This window comes from Blastomonas sp. CCH9-A1 (assembly GCF_001557175.1).
In the GTDB taxonomy this organism is placed as follows: domain Bacteria; phylum Pseudomonadota; class Alphaproteobacteria; order Sphingomonadales; family Sphingomonadaceae; genus Blastomonas; species Blastomonas delafieldii_A.
Genome location: NZ_LSHM01000067.1, coordinates 1 through 15,748 on the forward strand (window position 1 = coordinate 1; position 15,748 = coordinate 15,748).

Annotated in this window: 17 protein-coding genes; all 17 read left to right on the plus strand. The window is 60.5% G+C overall.

The genetic code is table 11. The annotated features are described in order from the left end of the window. Positions 1-81: 81 nt before the first annotated feature. Positions 82-696, plus strand: a complete 615-nt coding sequence (locus tag AX725_RS17760) for a hypothetical protein (RefSeq protein ID WP_058818290.1) — start codon at positions 82-84, stop codon at positions 694-696. A gap of 60 nt (positions 697-756) precedes the next feature. After that, a complete protein-coding gene (locus AX725_RS17765; RefSeq protein WP_007015738.1) occupies positions 757-1,386 on the plus strand; it encodes a hypothetical protein in 630 nt (209 codons plus the stop codon). 154 nt (positions 1,387-1,540) lie between these two features. Next, complete coding sequence (locus tag AX725_RS17770; RefSeq protein WP_039330979.1) at positions 1,541-2,038, plus strand: hypothetical protein; 498 nt, start codon at positions 1,541-1,543, stop codon at positions 2,036-2,038. A gap of 177 nt (positions 2,039-2,215) precedes the next feature. After that, positions 2,216-3,481: a DUF3422 family protein gene (locus AX725_RS17775; RefSeq protein WP_007015740.1), complete on the plus strand. Its 1,266-nt coding sequence runs from the start codon at positions 2,216-2,218 to the stop codon at positions 3,479-3,481. Positions 3,482-3,630: 149 nt separating this feature from the next. Then, positions 3,631-5,079 (plus strand): sigma-54 dependent transcriptional regulator, encoded by a 1,449-nt coding sequence (locus AX725_RS17780; RefSeq protein WP_039330884.1) that lies wholly within the window; start codon positions 3,631-3,633, stop codon positions 5,077-5,079. A 491-nt stretch (positions 5,080-5,570) separates the two neighbouring features. Beyond that, positions 5,571-6,533 carry an NADH-quinone oxidoreductase subunit B family protein gene (locus AX725_RS17785; RefSeq protein WP_011536524.1) on the plus strand — a complete coding sequence of 321 codons (963 nt, stop codon included), beginning with the start codon at positions 5,571-5,573 and terminating at the stop codon, positions 6,531-6,533. 13 nt (positions 6,534-6,546) lie between these two features. Continuing rightward, positions 6,547-8,190 carry a nickel-dependent hydrogenase large subunit gene (locus AX725_RS17790; protein WP_007015744.1) on the plus strand — a complete coding sequence of 548 codons (1,644 nt, stop codon included), beginning with the start codon at positions 6,547-6,549 and terminating at the stop codon, positions 8,188-8,190. Between the two features lie 89 nt (positions 8,191-8,279). Then, a complete protein-coding gene (locus tag AX725_RS17795; RefSeq protein ID WP_007015745.1) occupies positions 8,280-8,660 on the plus strand; it encodes a hypothetical protein in 381 nt (126 codons plus the stop codon). A gap of 11 nt (positions 8,661-8,671) precedes the next feature. After that, positions 8,672-8,989 (plus strand): hypothetical protein, encoded by a 318-nt coding sequence (locus tag AX725_RS17800; protein WP_039330882.1) that lies wholly within the window; start codon positions 8,672-8,674, stop codon positions 8,987-8,989. Beyond that, on the plus strand, positions 8,962-9,462 hold the full coding sequence (locus AX725_RS17805; RefSeq protein WP_230960707.1) for a hydrogenase maturation protease: 501 nt from the start codon (positions 8,962-8,964) through the stop codon (positions 9,460-9,462). Before AX725_RS17800 ends, AX725_RS17805 begins: the two co-directional genes overlap by 28 nt. A gap of 3 nt (positions 9,463-9,465) precedes the next feature. After that, entirely contained in the window at positions 9,466-9,777 is a 312-nt protein-coding gene (locus tag AX725_RS17810; RefSeq protein WP_007015748.1) for a hypothetical protein, read from the plus strand. A 96-nt stretch (positions 9,778-9,873) separates the two neighbouring features. Beyond that, the gene (locus tag AX725_RS17815; protein WP_007015749.1) at positions 9,874-10,872 is read left to right on the plus strand and encodes a tetratricopeptide repeat protein; all 999 of its coding nucleotides are present in this window, start codon (positions 9,874-9,876) and stop codon (positions 10,870-10,872) included. A 12-nt stretch (positions 10,873-10,884) separates the two neighbouring features. Further along, positions 10,885-11,091, plus strand: coding sequence for a hypothetical protein (locus tag AX725_RS17820; protein ID WP_196490157.1), 207 nt, complete (start codon positions 10,885-10,887; stop codon positions 11,089-11,091). 11 nt (positions 11,092-11,102) lie between these two features. After that, a complete protein-coding gene (locus AX725_RS17825) occupies positions 11,103-11,324 on the plus strand; it encodes a hypothetical protein (RefSeq protein WP_007015751.1) in 222 nt (73 codons plus the stop codon). Then, positions 11,260-12,195 (plus strand): NifU family protein, encoded by a 936-nt coding sequence (locus AX725_RS17830; protein ID WP_137776261.1) that lies wholly within the window; start codon positions 11,260-11,262, stop codon positions 12,193-12,195. The genes AX725_RS17825 and AX725_RS17830 overlap by 65 nt, the downstream gene beginning before the upstream one ends. Beyond that, entirely contained in the window at positions 12,192-13,370 is a 1,179-nt protein-coding gene (locus tag AX725_RS17835; RefSeq protein ID WP_007015753.1) for an NHL repeat-containing protein, read from the plus strand. The genes AX725_RS17830 and AX725_RS17835 overlap by 4 nt, the downstream gene beginning before the upstream one ends. Beyond that, positions 13,367-15,733 (plus strand): carbamoyltransferase HypF, encoded by a 2,367-nt coding sequence (gene hypF / locus AX725_RS17840; RefSeq protein ID WP_230960710.1) that lies wholly within the window; start codon positions 13,367-13,369, stop codon positions 15,731-15,733. Before AX725_RS17835 ends, hypF begins: the two co-directional genes overlap by 4 nt. Positions 15,734-15,748: the final 15 nt, after the last annotated feature.

Consider the following 15,748-nt stretch of genomic DNA (forward strand, 5'->3'; position numbering starts at 1 on the left):
TCCGGTATTGTTCGTCCTTAGCGTTGCTTGGCGTACCTCCCACGCTATGCCCTCTTCAAGGAGCGCGGCAATACCGACGCCATGATTGTCACGCGCCGTAGCCAGCAGGTCTTCTCAGAAAGTTGCGAGGCTCACGGTGGCACCATCGTCCCGGCCGATGACCTGCGGACCGGGATGTTCCGCAACCGCGTCATTGCCCACCTGACCCGACCCACCGGGTATCGTCATCAATGGCGCGGTGAAGTGGCGATCTGCGACGGCAGCGGAGGCGAGCCGCTGGTGGGGTTCGTGTCTCTCCTGATGGATAATTCGGAGATTTCACGGTCCGGCGATATCGGGAGCCAGGTGATGGGGCGTTTGTTCGGCGGCCTGTCCAACACCACGGCGATTTACCTGTTTCACCCGGATCGACTGCCGACCGTTGCCGATGCCGCTGCGGTCGTCGACGAGGAAGAGCGCCGGATTGCCGCGGTCGAAGAGCGGTTCGAGGCAGCGAGCGAGCGGATCGCGGAGTTCCAGCGGAACCTGGCGATCGGCGACGAAAGCAACTGCGGCACGGTGATCGAGGTTCGCGGCCCCATGGCAGAGATTGCGGTGCCGACCAACCGGCGTGCGCCCAATGGGGAAAGCACCTTCTGGTCGCGGATCGAGCGCCTCGCGCCGCCCGGCTACGCGATCTGCACTTTCGGCCTCTGACGCCCACAGACCCACAATTACACATCCCCACAAGTCCACATTCACGAGGAGGATCAACAAATGCGCATAATCTCAGTCCAGAGCATTGCCGGCGGCACCGGTGTTACCAGCGTTGCCACCGAAATCATCGCCGACAAGCTGCGTGCAAAGGAGGCAATTCTGGCCATCGATCTGGGCAACACCCAAATGCTCGGCCGCAAGAATCTCGGTCGTGGTTTCGAGACGCTGGGTGACGCATCGCTGATCTTCGGCGCATGGCCCGCTGGAGTATGGCTACGGCAGGAAGCCCTTCCGCGACTCTGCCTGTTGGACCTGCGGGAACAGCGGCACCCCTATGATGCATGCGAAGAAGAGGTGCTGCTGGCGCTCACCTGCTATGACAGCGTCGGCGATATTCTCGACAGGTTGCGCGACCAGATGGCCAGTTTCGCCACCCGCTTCGACAGCTGCGTGGTGGACCTGTCCCAGGCGCCCGACCTGCTCAGGCGCCTGTTCATCGCCGTCAGCGACGAGGTGCATTTCTGCGAACGCCTGATGTCAGAATCGCAGACCTGGGAGGCCTTCCGCGAGAAATTCCTCGATGGCGAGGAGTACAAGCCCGACCAGATCTGGATCAAGCACCCCGATCGCGGCGAATGGCGGCCGCAGGTGATCGAGGACTGCCCGGGAATGCGGCTTGTCGATGCCTGATCCTTCATCGGCGTGCGCTGCGGCGGGAGGTCGAGCAAACGGTGTCCACCAAAGGGCCGCCCTCCCCTCGCTTCGGACTGCATCGAAGACCCCTTCGATCGCTCATTGACCTTGGTCCGGCACATACGCAGTCGGAGTGTCGAAGGAGAAAGCGATGCGTACCTCATTCGATCTTGGCAAATTCGATCCCGAGGTCACCTTGATGGATGCCGCCGTCGAAGAGGAGATCTTGCCGACCATGCGAATGGTGGCAAATGCCAGCCTGGGCGTCGAGCCCTTCGACGCCTACTACGCGGCGCAGGAACTGCTCGAGGTGCTGGAGGCGGTCCAGAGAAAGACACCCGGGGCAAAGGTAAGGCTGGCAGGCATTCTTTCGGCGGACTGCGACGATTACCAGCGTTGCCTCTATTACTGCCTCGCTGGGCGAGGAGCTGGCGTTATGCTCCTGTCCCTGTCGTGGCTGGTCCGCATTCTCCGCGGAAGGGCGGGTGCAATGGGCGAAGTCCTGCGAACGAAGGCAGAGGTGGAGCCGCCCTGCCCTCCTTATGTCGCCTCCCAACCTGATGGCCCGGTACCGTCGGCAAGCGAAGATTTCCACCTCGGTCCATCCTGGACCAGGGACCCGTTGACATATGGGCCGATCAAAGATTGAAGCGGCAACTTTGTTGGACGGTCCGGAACGGCAGGTTTTGGGGAGTGAACGAGGGATAGCTGCCCATTGTTGCGGCCATGTCCGATGGCAGCTAGCCGAGATCGATTTTACCGGCATTGCGGCTTCGCGCTTGTTTGAATAGGTCTGGCCCGGAATCCACTGGCGGGGAATGAGGCTATGCGAGAACATGAGTTGCGGCGGCAAGTTGTCAGCGAAATGCATTTGCGTCGCTGGCCGCTGTTGCAACTGCCGGTCGCAGTGTTCCAGTGGGTGCTTGAGGTTGGGCCTGGCGAGCGTGAGGCGGAGCGCTCAGTCTTGTCCGCTCTGTGCGGAAGCCAATCGGATGAAGAGAATCCGCGCCACCTGTCAGGTGCACTCTTTGGCGACGTCTCCTTTACATGGGAGCGACAGAGCGAAGGTTCGACGCTGACAGTGTTTTGTCCGGAACGCGCCATCGAAGTTTTGCTCGACCCCGGACTGGACTCTTCGGTGGGCGAGGCCATTGACTGGGCGGAAACCCTGCCGGGCGCAATCATTCGCGCGACATCGATCTGGGTTGGTGGCGACGAAGCCGAAGTCGAGAGGGCATTGCCGGCGGTTGATTTCAATCGCAGCGAGCTTGTGTCATGCGGCCTCTCCGGGGGAGTGCGTATCTGGTCGGATTTTCGCATTCACCCCGATGGCCGGGGGCGCCTTGTGGTGTCAGCCGGGGAAGTCGACCGGAGTGATCTCACCCGGCAACTGCAGCAATTGCAGGAGCTTGGGAATTACCGCAACAAGGCGCTCTTGGGGCTGCCGGTGGCACAAGAGGCCTGGCCAAGGCTGGACGCGGCCGAACGCGAATTGGCCGCACTTGCCAAGGCCGTAACGTCCTCGGTGGCCTCTGACGATGATTTGCTGGCGCAATTGTCTGACCTCAGCCTGGAACTTTCGACCATTGCCACGTCAATCGGCTATCGCATGAACGCTACCGCAGCCTATTCGCGTCTGGTGGAAGAGAGGCTCGCACAACTTGCTCCGGAACCGATCCGTGGGTTCGCTTCGCTCGTCGACTTCACTGAACGCCGCTTCCTGCCAGCAGCGCGCACCTGCGCCGCCTTGACTGAGCGCGAACGCCAGCTGACACGGCGTGCGCGCCAAATCTCCGAACTGCTGCGCGCCCGCATCGAGACGCGAATCGAGAACCAGAACGCGAAGCTGCTTCGATCGATGGAGCGCAGCACGACGATGCAAGTGCGCTTGCAGCAGATCGTCGAGGGCCTCTCAGTAGTGGCCGTGAGTTATTATGCCATCGGCCTGCTAGGGTATGCCATAAAGGGTGCGTCCCATCACTTTGACTGGGTTGATCCGGAAGTTGCGATCGCTTTGCTGGTGCTGCCGGTCCTGGGATCCGTGTGGTTTGCGCTCCATTCGCTCAAGAAGCGGGTTCTGGGCGGCCATTAACTGCATCCACGCGGAAATTGCGCAAGCGACAGCGCCTGTTACCAGCCTCCAAGCACATTTCATTGTTAAGTTAGCAGGCGAAATGCAAACTTTCCTTGCACATCGGTCGCGACTGGCAGTAGCAGTTGCGGTCCGCTGCATGTTGGGAGGTGCATTTGGCCGGGGAATTGACGATCCTTGTTGTTTCGCGCGACGATGCGCTGATCAGCGCGGCGCGAGCTGGGCTGAAGGAGCGAGCAGATTACCGGCTGGTCATAGCTGAGGACGGCAAGGCCGCGCAGGAGCGGCTCAACGACATCGAAGTACACCTCTTGCTTTGCGATCTCGACACGGTGGACGATGCCCAGGACAACATACTGACACGCGCGCGCGTGTCACATCCGGGGGTTTGTCGAATTGCGGTCTCTTCGCAGAATCGCGACGAAGCTGACAGCGAGGCAGTCCGTCGCTCTGCCGCCTATCTCTATCTGTTCAAGCCGCTAACACCTCATCAGATTGCGCTCATGGTAAAGCGCAGCCTGGAAATGAACGAACTTTCGCGACGCCATCGCCTTCTTTCGCGTGAACTGAAGATTTCGGTCGATGACCAGATCTTCGAGGAACGCGTGGATATGTCAGTCAAGGGCGGTTACTCGCAATTCGAGAAGCTCGTTTATGCCAGCGCCAAGATGGCTGATTTGATCGTTGAAGCGCGCAAGGCGGCGGTTACCGATCTGCCAGTCCTCATCGAGGGCGACACCGGGACGGGCAAGGAACTGCTGGCGCGAGCGATCCATTTCAACTCTACACGTGTCGATTCTCCGATCCATGTACAGAATTGCGGCGGTATGCTGGATTCCACGCTCCATTCCGAATTGTTCGGACATGTGCGGGGGGCTTACACCGGAGCCACCGCAGACCGGCTTGGGCTGTTCCGTGCCGCAGATGGCGGAACGGTGTTCCTTGACGAAATTTCAGATGTTTCGCCGAGTTTCCAGGTCAGCCTGCTGCGCTTCCTTCAGAATGGCGAGGTTAAACCGCTAGGGTCGGACAAGTTGTTGCATGCCAATGTCCGGATCATTGCGGCGTCGAACCGGCCGCTTCTGGAAATGGTCGAAAAAGGCGAATTTCGGCGTGACCTGTATTATCGTCTCAAAGGCTTTTCGCTGAGCATCCCGGCGCTGCGAGACAGGCGGGAGGATATTCCTGTTCTTACAGATTTCTTCATCGAGAAATATGCCGGAGTAGTCGGCCGCAGGGTAATTGGCATTACGCAGAGTGCGCTCGACAGGCTGCAGGCTCATCAATATCCAGGCAATGTCCGGGAACTGGAAAGCGAGATCAGGCGCGCGGTGGCGCTGGCTGAAAATGGTGGTTACATTACAGAGCGTAACCTTTCGGCCGTGTTTGATAATCTCGTTGTTGCCCCGGATGTCGGCCAGCAGGCGGAAATGGAAGGCGGCACACTCAAGGAGATGGTCGAGCGTCTGGAGCAACGGGTCGTGGTAGGTGCACTCACCCGTTTTCGCTGGAACCAGAGCAAGACTGCCGACGCGCTGGGGCTATCCCGCGTGGGCCTGGCCAACAAGATCAAGCGCTACGGTCTGCATGATGGCTGACGTTGGTCTCATGCAGGAGCAGGAGCAGGAACGGGAGTGGCAGTGAAATGGCAGACCGGGACAATGTTGTTCGCTTGCGTTTTTCCCGCATGCCCTATCCGGGGCAAGAGGCGCCACAAGACCTCGGCTCGACAAAACTGACGCGAACAGCGGGTGCAGGACTTTCTGGTGCGCATGGCCATTGGTGCGGGCGCTGCAAAGGCATCTGGTATTCGGCGTTCGGCGAAGTTGAATGCCCGGTCTGCGGCAACCGGCACGGCTAGCCTGAACGGTTGGCATACGCACCTCCTGCGGCTCCGACTGCAAAGAATGTTTCAAGGAGTGCGTGCAAAGTTTCTTTGCATTTTCTTCGCCGAAAATATGAGCTTCATCATAAAATACTGAAAATGCTTTATTATTTTTCTGGCACGAATCATGCTTAATGTCCTCCCATAGCCCGCAGGGGCATTTGGCCGGTCGGGCACTCCGCCGGGAAGTTGGGAGACTGAGAAATGGCGAATCTGTTGTGGCTTCAAGGCGGTGCGTGCTCTGGCAACACCATGTCCTTCCTTAATGCCGAGGAGCCCAGCGCATGCGATCTGGTGACGGATTTTGGCATCAATGTCCTTTGGCATCCCTCGCTTGGCCTCGAGCTGGGTGAGAATGTCAAAGTCATGATGGAAAAGTGCCTTTCCGGCGAAATCCCGCTCGACATTTTCGTGTTCGAAGGCAGCGTCATCAATGCGCCCAACGGTACCGGCGAATGGAATCGCTTCTGTGGCCGCCCGATGAAAGACTGGGTGGCAGATCTTTCTGCCAAGGCGCAATTTGTTGTGGCAATCGGCGATTGCGCCACCTGGGGCGGCATCCCGGCAACGGCGCCGAACCCGTCTGAAAGCGAAGGCTTGCAGTTCCTCAAGCGGGCCAAGGGTGGAGCGCTGGGCGAAGGCTTCACGTCTCAGGCTGGCCTTCCGGTCATCAATATTCCCGGCTGCCCCGCTCACCCTGACTGGGTAACGCAGATCCTTGTCGCCGTTGCCACGGGCCGCGCGGGCGACCTGACGCTGGACGAATTCCATCGGCCAAAGACCTTCTTCTCCAGCTTCACGCAGACGGGCTGCACCCGCAACATGCACTTCGCCTACAAGGTCTCGACCACGGCCTTCGGTCAGCGCAAGGGCTGCCTCTATTACGATCTGGGGTGCCGCGGCCCGATGACTCACAGCCCCTGCAACCGCATTCTGTGGAACCGCGTTTCGTCCAAGACCCGTGCTGGCATGCCCTGCCTTGGCTGTACGGAACCGGAATTCCCCTTCTTCGATCTCGCCCCAGGAACTGTCTTCAAGACCCAGACTGTGATGGGCGTGCCGAAGGATCTGCCGCTAGGGGTTGATCGTACCGGCTACGTCAAGCTCACAGCTGCCGCCAAGGGTGCGGCTCCGGCGTGGGCCGAAGAGGATATCTTCGTCGTCTGATTCATGAGGGTTCATGGCGCGCAGCGAAGCGCGCCGCACACAGAATTTCGGGAGAATTACAATGGCAGCTACACAAACCCTCGACATTTCGCCCGTTGGCCGGGTGGAGGGCGACCTTGATGTCCGCGTCGACATCGAGAACGGGATCGTCACCAATGCATGGACGCAAGCGGAAATGTTCCGCGGCTTCGAAGTCATCCTCAAGAACAAGGATCCACAGGCCGGGCTTGTCGTTACGCCTCGTGCTTGCGGCATCTGCGGTGCCTCGCACCTGTCCTGTGCTGCCTGGGCACTCGATTCCGCCTGGGGTACCACCGTTCCGCGTAACGCGATCCTTGCCCGCAATCTCGGGCAAATCGTCGAAACACTCCAGTCAATCCCGCGACATCACTATGGTCTGTTCATGATCGACTACACCAACCAGAACTATGCGAAGTCCAAGTTCTACGAAGAAGCGGTGAAGCGCTATGCGCCCTTCACAGGGACCTCCTATGAAGCGGGTGTGACCATTTCGGGCCGCCCGGTAGAAATCTATGCCCTGCTTGGCGGGCAGTGGCCGCATTCTTCCTTCATGGTTCCTGGCGGCGTGATGTGCGCCCCGACCCTGACCGACGTGACCCGCGCCTGGTCGATCCTGGAGCACTTCCGCCGCAACTGGATCGAACCGTTGTTCCTTGGTTGCTCGATGGAGCGCTATGAGGAAATCACCACGTACGATCAACTGATGGCGTGGCTTGATGAGCGGCCGGAACACGCGAATTCCGATCTCGGCATGTTTATCCGCATGTCGCTCGACATCGGACTGGAGAAATATGGCACTGGCCACGGCAAGTTCATCTCGTGGGGCTATCTCCCGCATGAAGACCGTTACAACAACCCCACGATTGAAGGCCGCAACAGCGCCGTGATCATGAAATCGGGGACGTTCGACGGTGCCAGCGGCGCGTTCAAGCTGATGGATCAGGGCAATGTCCGCGAGGACATGCAGCGCGCGTGGTACAACGAAGGGGACGATATCCACCCATTCGACCGGACGACGATGCCAATCGCGAAAAACGACATCGATACTGATGGCAAATACAGCTGGTCGACTGCCGTTCGCCACGCCGAACATGGTCGTCTTGAGGCCGGCCCGCTCGCGCGGCAGCTGATCGCTGGTGGCGATCATGGCGAGGCCTGGCAACACAGTGATGGACTGGTGCTCGACATGTATCGCAAGCTTGGCGGCGCTTCGACCTACCTGCGCCACTTCGCCCGCCTGCATGAGCTGTGCAAGCTATACCGCGAAGCCGAACGCATCCTGCGCGAGTTCCGTCTCAACGATGAATGGTACATCAAGCCTACTGAGCGCGATGGCCAGGGATGGGGCGCGACCGAGGCTGCGCGTGGCGCCTTGTGCCACTGGATCGACGTGCGCGATGGCAAGATCCACAATTACCAGATCATCGCTCCGACCACATGGAATGTCGGCCCGCGTGCGAGCAATGGCGAGTTGGGACCGATCGAGGAGGCACTCATCGGCACCCCGATTACAAATACTGCCGATCCGGTTGAAGTCGGACATGTCTGCCGTTCCTACGACAGCTGCCTGGTTTGTACGGTCCACGCACACGATGCGAAAACGGGCGAGGAACTGGCGCGCTTCCGCACAGCTTGATATCGGGCCGCCGGGTGGGAGGACGCTGTGAGGTGTCTCCCACCCGAGGCTGCGAATAGAATAACAACCCGTTGGGAGAATGCGCCGGAATGACTGGCGACAACACCGAATTGCAGCGCCAGCGCGAATGGCTCCTGTCCCGGTATGGCGTGGTGCCTTCAGAGGCCGATCATGCGACACTTCTGCGCATGATCGAGGATTATCTCAACGAAGGGCTGGAAACGCAGGTTGAGCCATTTCCCGAAACCGACCGCGAGTTTTCAGGCATTCTTGACGAGTTAAGGGCGCTCGACCCGGATGATCTAAGGGCCAAGCTCGACATTTCCGGCTGGTTGCTTCGCCCGTACGGGGCAGACGAGATGCGCTGTCAGGAATGCATGTATTATCTGGTCCACAGGCGCTGGTGTGACCTGCCGGAGCTAAGCTTGCCCGCCGAGCCCGAATGGTGGTGTCGCCTCTGGCGCATTTGAAGGAGTTGCGCATGGCCACTGATGCAGACGAAACCCTACGGCGGGAGATCGCGGGTCTTCTGGCTGGCGGCCTTGAAACCGAAGTCTTCCCCAGAGCCGAAGACTCCGCGCAGGTCAACGCGATCGTGTCCCGCCTGCAATCGGAAGGCAAGGACCTTGCTTCCAAACTTGTGATTGCCGGGTTTACAGATCACACCATCACGGCTGATGAACTGGAACAGCCCTGCGAAACCTGCATGTATTACCTTATCAAGCGCCGTTTCTGTGATCTGCCTGAACTTATGCTGCCGGTTGAACCCGAGTGGTCGTGCCGCCTGTGGCGAATTTAGACGCACCTGCCACTGCGATCATTGGCTGCGGCAATATCAATCGCGGTGATGACGGGGCTGGTCCGGCCGTCATCGCCCGGCTTGCTGCTGAAGATTTGCCGTCTGATGTAGCGCTGCTGGATGCCGGCACTGATGGGATGGCAGTGATGTACCGTGCGCGCGGGGCGCAGCAGCTTATCGTGATCGATGCAAGGGAGCCCGAAGGCAAGCCGGGGGCTATCTACGAGGTTCCCGGCGATGTGCTGGCGGCAGAACCGGTCCATGGCGTGGGTCTTCACGCGTTCCGTTGGGACAACGCCCTGTTTGTGGGACGCAAGATCTTTGGCGATGACTTCCCTTCTGATGTGCAAGTCTATCTGATCGAAGCGCAGACGCTGGACTATGCCACCGAGCTTTCCGGGCCGGTAGTTGCAGCGGTCGAGAAGGTGGCGGCCAAGATCGCGGCGCGGCTCGTCATCGCCCCCGAGGCTTAAGTCATGGAGCAGACCATCTCGGTCGCGCGCGGGACGATCCGGTTTCCCGCAGGCCTGGTCGCTACCTATTTCTCGGGCATCGATGCAGTTGCGGTGCTGATCGATGGCGCGACCTTGCGGATTTTGCCGGTGTTTCACGCGGCGGCCGGAGGAGCGCTGTTGAAACAACGCAATGCTCAGGGTGATCGGGTAGTTGGCGCTTTCGATGTGTTCGAGGCGCACGGCCTGGCCGACTTCGAGGCGCAGGACGTCCCCGTAAGGTGGTCAAGCGGAGATGCGGCGCTTCTTGCGGACCTCCCCGTAACTGATAACTAAGTTTACATAACGAAAAACTGGTAGACAATTTACCCGGCGCTCGTTTTAAGGGCTGCAGGCCCGAATCCGATCAAGGGGAGGCCGGGGAGAGTCGGGATGGTTGCGCTCAGTCGCACAGAGGATCAGCTGGCGGCCGCCTTGAAGGTGGTGGAGGAAAGTGACGCTTCGGTTATCGAGAAAGCCGAAATGCTCATGGAAATTGCCATGGGTCTGCAACAGCGGCCGAAGGAAGCCGACGACCTGCTGGCAGCCATCGAACTCTATGAACAGGCAATCCATCAGTGCGGAGACCAGGATGCACTGCTGACTGCCCGGATTCGTGCGCGAATGGCCACGGCGCTCATGGCAATTCCTTCCGAAATTGCCGCACCGATCGAACAGGCTCGTGACTTGCTGAAACAGGCAACACCGGTCCTGGCGGAGGGAGGCAGCGGCGAAGAGGTGGCTGAAGCGGAAATGAACCTTGGCCTCGCCCTGCAGACTCTTGCAGGCGCAGGCATGGCACGAATTACAGATGCAATATCCGCCTATCAGCGATCGCTGCGGACGTTCAACAAGCTGCGTCATCCACGCGAATATGCCATTCTGAACAACAATCTGGCGACCGCCTTCCTCTCCGTTCCGATTACGAGCGAAAGCGGCAAGATCAGCGAAGCGCTGGCGGTGCAATCATTTGAAGAAGGACTTTCGGCGGTCAATCTGATCGATCAGCCGATGGAATATGCAATGCTGCAGAACAATCTGGGCAATGCGCTGCAATATGCATCATCGAGCCACCGGGTCGAGAACGGTTTCCGTGCGCTGGAGGCCTATGACGAGGCGTTGAAGGTGCGCCAGCGGGACAACACTCCGCTTGAATATGCCAACACCATAGCGAACAAGGCCAATTGCCTTTGCAACCTCCCTGACGATCCGGAAGACGGAGAAGCAGGCAATCCACGCAACATCGCGCAGGCGATCAAGCTGCTGCGCGAAGCGCGCGAAATATTTGCCGCTTCCGGAGCGCAGGACCGGGCCGAGAGCGCGGCGCAAACGATCATCGAACTTGAAATGGCAGTGCGCGGCGAACCCTCGCGCGCCAACGGCGGATTTTAGAGAACAATGGAGGTGAATTTGCTCGTAATTTTACTGCTGGCCCTAGTGGCCGGAATAGCAGGGGCTCTTGTCGGCGGCGCGCTCTCGGGCCTGAAGATTGGCGGGGCTGCGCTGGGCAAGCAACTGGCAGCCCAACTGGGCGGGCTATACGGCCTGCTCGCCGGAGTTCCCGGTGTAGTCATGGGACTCGCCGTGCTGTTTTTCATGCAATCGGCCTGAGGGAGACTACCATGTTTGATATGGTTTTCAGTTCAACCAAGTTGTTTTTTCAGGGCAAGCTGTTCCAGGATACGGCCCTCGCCATCCGTCTACTTGTGACCGGGGCTGCCGCAGCTACCGTTGCAACTGTATTGGTTGGCATGGTTGCACCACTATGGGGAGCGGCGATTGCCGGGGGCCTGGTGGGCGGCTTGCTTCAGCCTTACCTCTACCGGAACATCAAGTACGCCTGATCCGATGTCAGAGGCGGATCCCCAGCGGCCCGAGCCAACGCTTTCCCGCCTGCTGGGGGATCTGACCGCGCTGGAAGCGCTGGCAGAGAACTGGGAAGAAGGTGCACGCAATGGTGCGCAGGCACGGGCAGCGGCGCTTGACGCGCTCAATGCCGAAGCCTTCCGTCGCCTGATCCGGTCGCTGCGTGAGCTGCCCGGCGCAGCCGAGGCTTTGCGTCAGGCGGCGGCGGACGAGGTGGTCTATTGCGTGCTCCGCCGCCATGGCATCCTCAAGGCCAGCCTGTTCGAGCGGGTCGATGCCGCGCTTGCCACGGTGCGCCCGACGCTGGCCGGCCATGGCGGCGATGCCGAACTGGTCGAAGTATCTGGCGACAAGGCAGTGGTCCGTTTTCTGGGGGCCTGTGATGGATGTCCCGCTTCGGCGCTGACTTTCTATGCCGGGGTAAAGAAAGCGATCACTGAGCAAGTGCCCGAAATCCGCGAAGTCAAACAGGCCAAGGGGCTGGGTGGCGGCGGCGGTGACACGGTGCATTTCACCTCTCCCTTCGCCGCGCATGAGCATGAAGGCTGGCTCCACGCGCTGCAACTGACTGAATTGCCCGACGGGACGACTTCTGTCCTGGAGCTGGAAGGGCGTTCGCTGCTTCTTTCGCGCTTCGGGGACAAGGTTACCTGTTTCGAGAACGCCTGTGCGCATCTTGGCATGCCGATGGACCAGGCGGAAATTACCGATGGCTTCATCACCTGTCCGCACCATGGTTTCCGTTATGCGCTCGAAAGCGGTGAATGCCTGACGGCACCGGAAGTGCAATTGCAACCTCATGCCGTACGCGTCCGAGGGGACGCCATCGAACTGAGGCTGACGCGATGAAAGTATCGCTCGCGCCCTCCTTCCGTCCGGTCAAAGCCGAAGGGACGCAAATCGCGGGGGCACCGCTGCTGGAAGAAGGCGGGCCGCGCGTTGTGCTCGGGTGGTCGCCCGGCGACATTGCAACGCCGCTGTCTCCCGCCGCTGCAAGCCTGTTCGGGCCGCGCGGTGTCTGCCTGCATCCTGATGGAACATTGTGGGTCGCGGATACCGGGCATCATCGGCTGCTGGGATGGCGAAAAATTCCACAATCGGACAATGAGCCTGCCGACATTCTGATCGGCCAGCCGAGTTTCTCACGCGAAGGCCGCAACGCCAAGGGGCCTCCCGGTCCTGCTACGCTCAATGTGCCAACTGGCCTGTGCTCATGGCGCGGCGGATTAGCCGTGGCTGATGCCTGGAACCACCGCGTGCTGATCTGGCGCGAAGTGCCAACAGGCAATGGCCAGCCAGCCGATCTGGTGCTGGGTCAGGAGGATAGTGAATCCGTTCTGGCCAATCGCGGCGCTGACCGTCCAACCTCGGCCAGCCTGCACTGGCCCTATGGCGTGGCCGAAGTGGCCGGCAGACTGGTCGTATGCGACAGCGGCAACCGCCGCCTGCTGGTTTGGAGCGATCCTTCAGAAACCGGCCAGCCAGCCGATCTGGTGCTGGGCCAGCACGACTTCTCTACGCGCGACGAGAACGCGGGCGGCGAAGTCACGGCGATGTCGATGCGGTGGCCGCATGGAGCCTGCTGGTGGAATGGCCATCTCGCGCTGGCAGATAGCGGCAACAATCGTGTAATGCTGTGGCGCGGATTTCCAGAGCACAATGGCGCGCCTTGCGACGCAATCCTGGGACAGCGGGACGCCGCGCATTGCGATCACAATATGTCCTCCTACTATCCCAGCGCGGCCAGTGTGAACATGCCCTATGCGACGGTTGAAGCCGGTGGCCAGCTGATTGTGGCCGATACCGCGAACTCGCGTCTGCTCGGCTGGGCAGACAGCGCCACCGGCATTGCGGCGAACCGGCTTTGTGGTCAGCCGGACTTCGCCAGCAAAGGCGACAATCGCTGGGGCATGCCCGAACGAGACAGCCTGTGCTGGCCCTATGGCCTGTCAGCGCTGGGTGATCTGGTGGCGGTTGCCGATAGCGGCAACAATCGCGTCCTTTTGTGGAATCTGGCGCGGTGACCGGCGAACGCCTTCTGGTACGCGGCCAGGTGCAGGGCGTAGGCTTCCGGCCCACTGTATGGCGGGTTGCACGCGAGCTTGAGCTAACCGGTGATGTGCGCAACACCAGCAGCGGGGTTGAAATTCGCCTTTGGGGCGAAGCGGTGTCGCGCTTTGAAAGCGAACTGCGCGCGGCTCTGCCTGCATTGGCGCGGATTGATGCGATAGAACGCGTGGCAATTGATGCTGTGCGGCCCGAGAGCTTCGTTATCGGTGCATCGGAAGGTGATGGCATGCGCGGGGCTGTAACGCCCGATGCGGCAATCTGCTCCGCCTGCCTTGAAGAAGTGCGCGACCCTTTCGAGCGTCGCTATCGCTACCCCTTTACCAATTGTACCGAATGCGGGCCGCGTTTCTCGATTATCGAGACCGGCCCCTATGATCGTGCCCGCACGACCATGAGGGGTTTCGCGATGTGCCCGGAATGCGGAGAGCAATATTCCGATCCGACAGACCGGCGCTTCCATGCCCAACCTATCGCGTGCCATGTTTGCGGACCACGCGCATGGATCGAGCGCCTTGGCCCCGGTACTGTTAATCACGAAGCCTTTTCGATGATGGACGACGTGGATGCCGCAGGCGGCATGCTGATGAACGGGCATATCGTCGCCATCAAGGGGCTTGGCGGCTTTCATCTCGCCTGTGATGCCACCCGCGCGGAGGTGGTGGCCGATCTGCGTATGCGCAAACGGCGCAGGGGCAAGGCCTTTGCCCTGATGGCGCGCGATCTGGACGTTATCTGCCGTTATGCCGAATTCTCGGAACAGGAAGCCGAACTGCTGGCATCGCCTGAAGCGCCGATCGTGTTGCTGCGCGCATCGGGGGAACCGCTGCCCGAAGCGGTTGCGCCGGGGCTGGACCGTATCGGCTTCATGCTGCCGCACACCCCGCTACATCACCTGCTGTTGCGGCGGATGAAGCGCCCGGTGGTGATGACTTCAGGCAATCTCTCAGGCCGCCCGCAATGCACGACTAACGAGCAGGCCCGCGCCGAACTGGAAGGCATTGCCGAATTCGCGCTGATGCACGACCGGCACATTGCCAACCGGATCGACGACAGCGTTGCGCGGGTCGATCTGGGCCGGGTCCGGCTGCTGCGCCGCGCACGCGGCTATGCCCCCAGAGCTATCGACCTGCCCACCGGCTTTCCGCGTGACATTTCAATACTGGCCATGGGCGCGGAGCTCAAGAACAGCTTCTGTCTGGTGCGCGATGGCGAAGCTGTGCTGAGCCAGCACATGGGCGATCTGGAAGATGCGGCCACCGAAGATGATGTGCGCCGCAACCTCGATCTTTATACCCAGCTCTACGACCATCAGCCAGCGGCAATCGCGGTGGACGCGCATCCTGAATATCTTTCGACCAAGCATGGGCGCGAAATCGCGGATGGACGACCGGTGATCGCGGTACAGCATCACCACGCCCATATCGCCGCCTGTCTGGCAGAAAACGGCCGCTCGCTCGATGCCGCCCCTGTACTGGGAATCGCGCTTGACGGTCTGGGTCTGGGTGATGACGGCACGATCTGGGGCGGTGAGTTCCTGATCTGCGATTATCGCGGATACCGTCGTGCCGGGATGCTCAAGCCGGTCGCACTACCGGGTGGGACTGCGGCGATCCGCGAACCCTGGCGCAATGCCTATGCCCATTTGATGGCGCAGATGGGCTGGGCCGAATTCGCGATGAATTTCGCTGACCTGCCATTGTTTGCCCGCCTTTCCGCCATGCCGCGATCCACGATCGATGCGATGATCGCCAGCGGCACCAATAGCCCACTTTCTTCCTCATGCGGGCGGTTGTTCGATGCCGCTGCGGCGATCTGCGGTCTCGCCTGGGATCGGCAGGAATATGAAGGGCAGGCAGCCATGTTGCTGGAAGCAGCAATCGATCCGGCGGCGCTGAATGAGCCGGACGATCTGGCCTATCCTTTTTCCATTCCGTTGCTGGGCGGGCGTGGGCTTCCCTATGTTGAACCGCTCGCCGTGTGGCGGGCGATGCTGGGTGACCTGCTGCTGAATACGCCTGTTGGGGTGATGTCCGCGCGGTTCCATCGCGGCCTCGCACGGTCTGTTGTGGCCATGGCGCAGCGCCTGACCGCAGACGATGGCCCTGATACTGTGGCCCTGTCTGGCGGCTGTTTCCAGAACGCCACGCTGTTCCGCCTGGTCCATGAAGGATTGGAACAACTGGGGCTCAACGTCCTCAGCCACTCGAGAGTGCCCGCCAATGATGGCGGTCTGGCTTTGGGGCAGGCCGCTGTGGCCATGGCCCATTTGCACGAAGCGACCGCGGAAACCGAAAATGGGAGAGAAGTATGTGCTTAGGTATTCCGGGACAGA